We start from the raw sequence: 4803 nt of genomic DNA, 5'->3' as shown, positions 1-4803 counted from the left end.
TTTGGTTGCGGGGACAGGATTTGAACCTGTGACCTTCAGGTTATGAGCCTGACGAGCTACCGGGCTGCTCCACCCCGCGTCAACTAGACGGCGAATGCCGGCCGGGCAGCCCGGACTTTTTTGTTTCCGTCCTCGAGGCCTTCGGCCTCTGCGGGCGGACGGGGCGCTGCTCCACCCCGCGTCAACCAGACGGCGAATGCCGGCCGGGCAGCCCGGACTTTTTGTTTTGTCCGTCCTCGAGGCCTTCGGCCTTTGCGGGCGGACGGGGCGCTGCTCCACCCCGCGTCAACTTTTCAAGCAAGTCAGCGCTTTACTTAGGTACAAGTTCCGCCAAATGAAAGGGCCGCTTGCGCGGCCCGAGTTCCCGTTTGGCGGGCCTGTTGGTAAGGAGAAGATTTGGATTTTTCGACGTGCGTTTTGCAGACCTGGCAGCGACCTACTCTCCCGCGTCTTGAGACGAAGTACCATCAGCGCTGGAGCGTTTCACGGCCGAGTTCGGAATGGGATCGGGTGCAGCCGCTCCGCCATAACCACCAGGTCGGCAAAGCGCACGTTGCTCGAGAAGCTTTTTGAGCGAATAGCCAATAGTGAGTAGCGAATAGGGAACCCTATTTTCTGCTCTCTCTGAGCTGTTCGCTGGTCTTTGTTGTGCCTTTACCGTTCTTTTGGTCTTGGCGCCTTTCGAAGCGAAGCTTCGCAAGGTCGACCGACCGTCGGCGCCGATGCGCCGCACCCACGTAGCGCCGCCCGCAGGGCGGAACAAGCGTGAGTGAGAACAGACCATCTGACTTTGTCAGATGGGCATAAGGAATGAGAACGATCAAGCCGATCGAACTATTAGTACCGGTAAGCTTCAAGCGTTGCCGCTCTTCCACACCCGGCCTATCAACGTGGTCGTCTTCCACGGTTCTCAGGGAATACTCGTTTTAAGGTGGGTTTCCCGCTTAGATGCCTTCAGCGGTTATCCCGTCCGGATATAGCTACCCTGCTATGCGGCTGGCGCCACAACAGGTCCACCAGAGATCCGTCCATCCCGGTCCTCTCGTACTAGGGACAGATCCTTTCAATATTCCTACACCCACGGCAGATAGGGACCGAACTGTCTCACGACGTTCTGAACCCAACTCACGTACCGCTTTAAATGGCGAACAGCCATACCCTTGGGACCTGCTCCAGCCCCAGGATGCGATGAGTCGACATCGAGGTGCCAAACAACCCCGTCGATATGGACTCTTGGGGGTCATCAGCCTGTTATCCCCGGCGTACCTTTTATCCGTTGAGCGATGGCCCTTCCACGCGGGACCACCGGATCACTATGACCGACTTTCGTCTCTGCTCGACTTGTCAGTCTCGCAGTCAGGCAGGCTTATGCCATTGCACTCAGCGAACGATTTCCGACCGTTCTGAGCCCACCATCGCGCGCCTCCGTTACTCTTTAGGAGGCGACCGCCCCAGTCAAACTACCCACCATACATTGTCCCGGACCCGGATAACGGGCCGCGGTTAGACATCCATAGTGATAAGGGTGGTATTTCAAGGGTGGCTCCACCTGAGCTGGCGCCCAGGTTTCAAAGCCTACCACCTATCCTACACATGCCACTACGAATGCCAATGTAAAGCTATAGTAAAGGTGCACGGGGTCTTTCCGTCTAACCGCAGGAACCCCGCATCTTCACGGGGAATTCAATTTCACTGAGTCTATGCTGGAGACAGCGGGGAAGTCGTTACGCCATTCGTGCAGGTCGGAACTTACCCGACAAGGAATTTCGCTACCTTAGGACCGTTATAGTTACGGCCGCCGTTTACTGGGGCTTCGATTCAGAGCTTGCACCCCTCCTCTTAACCTTCCAGCACCGGGCAGGCGTCAGACCCTATACGTCGTCTTGCGACTTCGCAGAGCCCTGTGTTTTTGATAAACAGTCGCTACCCCCTGGTCTGTGCCACCCTCCTCCACTTGCGTGGAAAAGGGTCACGCTTCTTCCGAAGTTACGCGTGCAATTTGCCGAGTTCCTTCAGCATAGTTCTCTCAAGCGCCTTGGTATACTCTACCAGTCCACCAGTGTCGGTTTCGGGTACGGTCTATAAGGAGGAGCTATTTCCTGGAACCACGCAGCAGCCCGTTCAATCCGATAAGATTGGACTACCTCAATGATCCGTCACTTCCTCCAGGCCCACGAATATTAACGTGGTTCCCATCGTCTACGCATTTCTGCCTCGACTTAGGGGCCGGCTAACCCTGCTCAGATTAGCTTTAAGCAGGAACCCTTGGACTTTCGGCGGGGGAGTCTCTCACTCCCCTTACGTTACTCATGTCAGCATTCGCACTTCTGATACCTCCACCACCCCTCACGGGTATGGCTTCATCAGCTTACAGAACGCTCCGCTACCGCTCGTGATTGCTCACGAACCCTAAGCTTCGGTGTATGGCTTGAGCCCCGTTACATTTTCGGCGCAAAGACCCTTATTTAGACCAGTGAGCTGTTACGCTTTCTTTAAATGATGGCTGCTTCTAAGCCAACATCCTGGTTGTTTTGGGATCCTCACATCCTTTCCCACTTAGCCATAACTTGGGGACCTTAGCTGTAGGTCAGGGTTGTTTCCCTTTTCACGACGGACGTTAGCACCCGCCGTGTGTCTGCCGACTAGTACTCCCAGGTATTCGGAGTTTGGTTAGGTTTGGTAATCCGGTGAGGACCCCTAGCCCATCCAGTGCTCTACCCCCTGGGGTATTCGGTCGACGCTCTACCTAAATAGATTTCGCGGAGAACCAGCTATTTCCGAGTTTGATTGGCCTTTCACCCCTAGCCACAAGTCATCCCGAACTATTGCAACAGTTATGGGTTCGGTCCTCCAGTAAGTGTTACCTTACCTTCAACCTGCTCATGGCTAGATCACTCGGTTTCGGGTCTAATGCGACGAACTGAACGCCCTGTTCAGACTCGCTTTCGCTGCGCCTACACCTACCGGTTTAAGCTTGCTCGTCACACTAAGTCGCTGACCCATTATACAAAAGGTACGTGGTCACCCAGGACGAACCTTGGACTCCCACTGTTTGTAGGCAATCGGTTTCAGGTACTCTTTCACTCCCCTTGTCGGGGTGCTTTTCACCTTTCCCTCACGGTACTAGTTCGCTATCGGTCATGCACGAGTACTTAGGCTTGGAGGGTGGTCCCCCCAATTTCAGACAGGATTTCACGTGTCCCGCCTTACTCGAGGACGATGATTTGCATTACGCGTACGGGGCTGTCACCCACTATGGCCCTACTTTCCAGAAGGTTCCGCTTGTCTCATCATCGCCACTGGCCTGGTCCGGGTTCGCTCGCCACTACTGCCGGAGTCTCGGTTGATGTCCTTTCCTACGGGTACTTAGATGTTTCAGTTCCCCGCGTTCGCCACTTTATCCCTATGTATTCAGGATAAGTTACCTATTACAGATCCTTGGAAACCACAGCAGCAAGTTGGCCTTGTCGACCACTGGCTGCTCTGATTTTCCAAGCACCTTAGGTGGGTTTCCCCATTCGGAAATCTACGGATCAAAGGGTATTCGCACCTCCCCGTAGCTTATCGCAGCGTATCACGTCCTTCATCGCCTGTGCATGCCAAGGCATCCACCAATTGCCCTTAAGACACTTGATCGTTCTCATTGCCAATACCCACCGCGCGATCCGAAGGATCGTCGCTTCAGCCAAATCCTGTGCAGGACTTGGCTGCGTGACAACCCTACGGGTTGCGCTTGATGGCATTGGCACAAAAAGACCAGCTTCTCGAGATCGGTTCGAGGGTGCGGTTAGGCAAACCCATCATATGCGGGAGATTGAGCGTCTCCCGCGACAAATCACATCCCTTTTTCGGGGGATATGAAGTTCGAACAAATCTTCTCTTTACGATGTCATACAGAACAGGCGGAGAGCCAGAAGGCTCGCCGCAAACTCTTGAAACGAATGACTTTGCAACCGGTTTCACATCCACTCGACACCCCTCTTTCTTTTCAGAACGAGGTAGCGACAATCCTGCGGATTGCGCGGAGATGGTGGAGCCGGACGGGATCGAACCGACGACATCCTGCTTGCAAAGCAGGCGCTCTCCCAGCTGAGCTACGGCCCCTTGATAACACCTCTTCGAAGTTACCCTGCTTAGGGCACCCCTGTCGAGGAATGGTGGGCCTGGGAGGACTTGAACCTCCGACCTCACGCTTATCAAGCGCGCGCTCTAACCAACTGAGCTACAAGCCCTAAACCGAACCCTGCTGGCACCATGTTGCACCGGCAAGGCACGCCTTGTGGGCAGAGCCAAAGGGAGGTTAGTCATTCGCGAAGAAAGAGAAACGAAGGCGGCAGACCCGCTTAAGGTATGCACGACGGTAAGAGTGACTCTCTTCCGTCTTGTTCCAAGAGAACCGAAAGGCAGAGGCTCCCCATTTCATCCGAAGATGAGGGAGGAAGCGTTTCCATTAGGGTTCTTCCTTAGAAAGGAGGTGATCCAGCCGCAGGTTCCCCTACGGCTACCTTGTTACGACTTCACCCCAGTCGCTGACCCTACCGTGGTCGCCTGCCTCCTTGCGGTTAGCACAGCGCCTTCGGGTAAAACCAACTCCCATGGTGTGACGGGCGGTGTGTACAAGGCCCGGGAACGTATTCACCGCGGCATGCTGATCCGCGATTACTAGCGATTCCAACTTCATGCACTCGAGTTGCAGAGTGCAATCCGAACTGAGATGGCTTTTGGAGATTAGCTCGACCTCGCGGTCTCGCTGCCCACTGTCACCACCATTGTAGCACGTGTGTAGCCCAGCCCGTAAGGGCC

Annotated in this window: 3 tRNA genes and 3 rRNA genes; all 6 read right to left on the bottom strand. The window is 55.0% G+C overall.

Annotated elements, in window-relative coordinates:
* Positions 1–2: 2 nt before the first annotated feature.
* Positions 3–79, bottom strand: a tRNA-Met gene (locus tag AC0L3N_RS33600).
* A gap of 344 nt (positions 80–423) precedes the next feature.
* A 5S ribosomal RNA gene (gene rrf, locus AC0L3N_RS33595) occupies positions 424–538 on the bottom strand.
* Positions 539–816: 278 nt separating this feature from the next.
* Positions 817–3636, bottom strand: a 23S ribosomal RNA gene (locus AC0L3N_RS33590).
* 392 nt (positions 3637–4028) lie between these two features.
* Positions 4029–4104: transfer RNA gene (locus AC0L3N_RS33585), tRNA-Ala, on the bottom strand.
* A 51-nt stretch (positions 4105–4155) separates the two neighbouring features.
* Positions 4156–4232: transfer RNA gene (locus tag AC0L3N_RS33580), tRNA-Ile, on the bottom strand.
* A 235-nt stretch (positions 4233–4467) separates the two neighbouring features.
* A 16S ribosomal RNA gene (locus AC0L3N_RS33575) occupies positions 4468–4803 on the bottom strand; the annotation flags it as partial.

It is taken from the genome of Mesorhizobium sp. WSM4807, from assembly GCF_055811615.1.
Note: the sequence above shows the minus strand (reverse complement) of the source record. Positions and strands in the feature narration are given on the sequence as shown.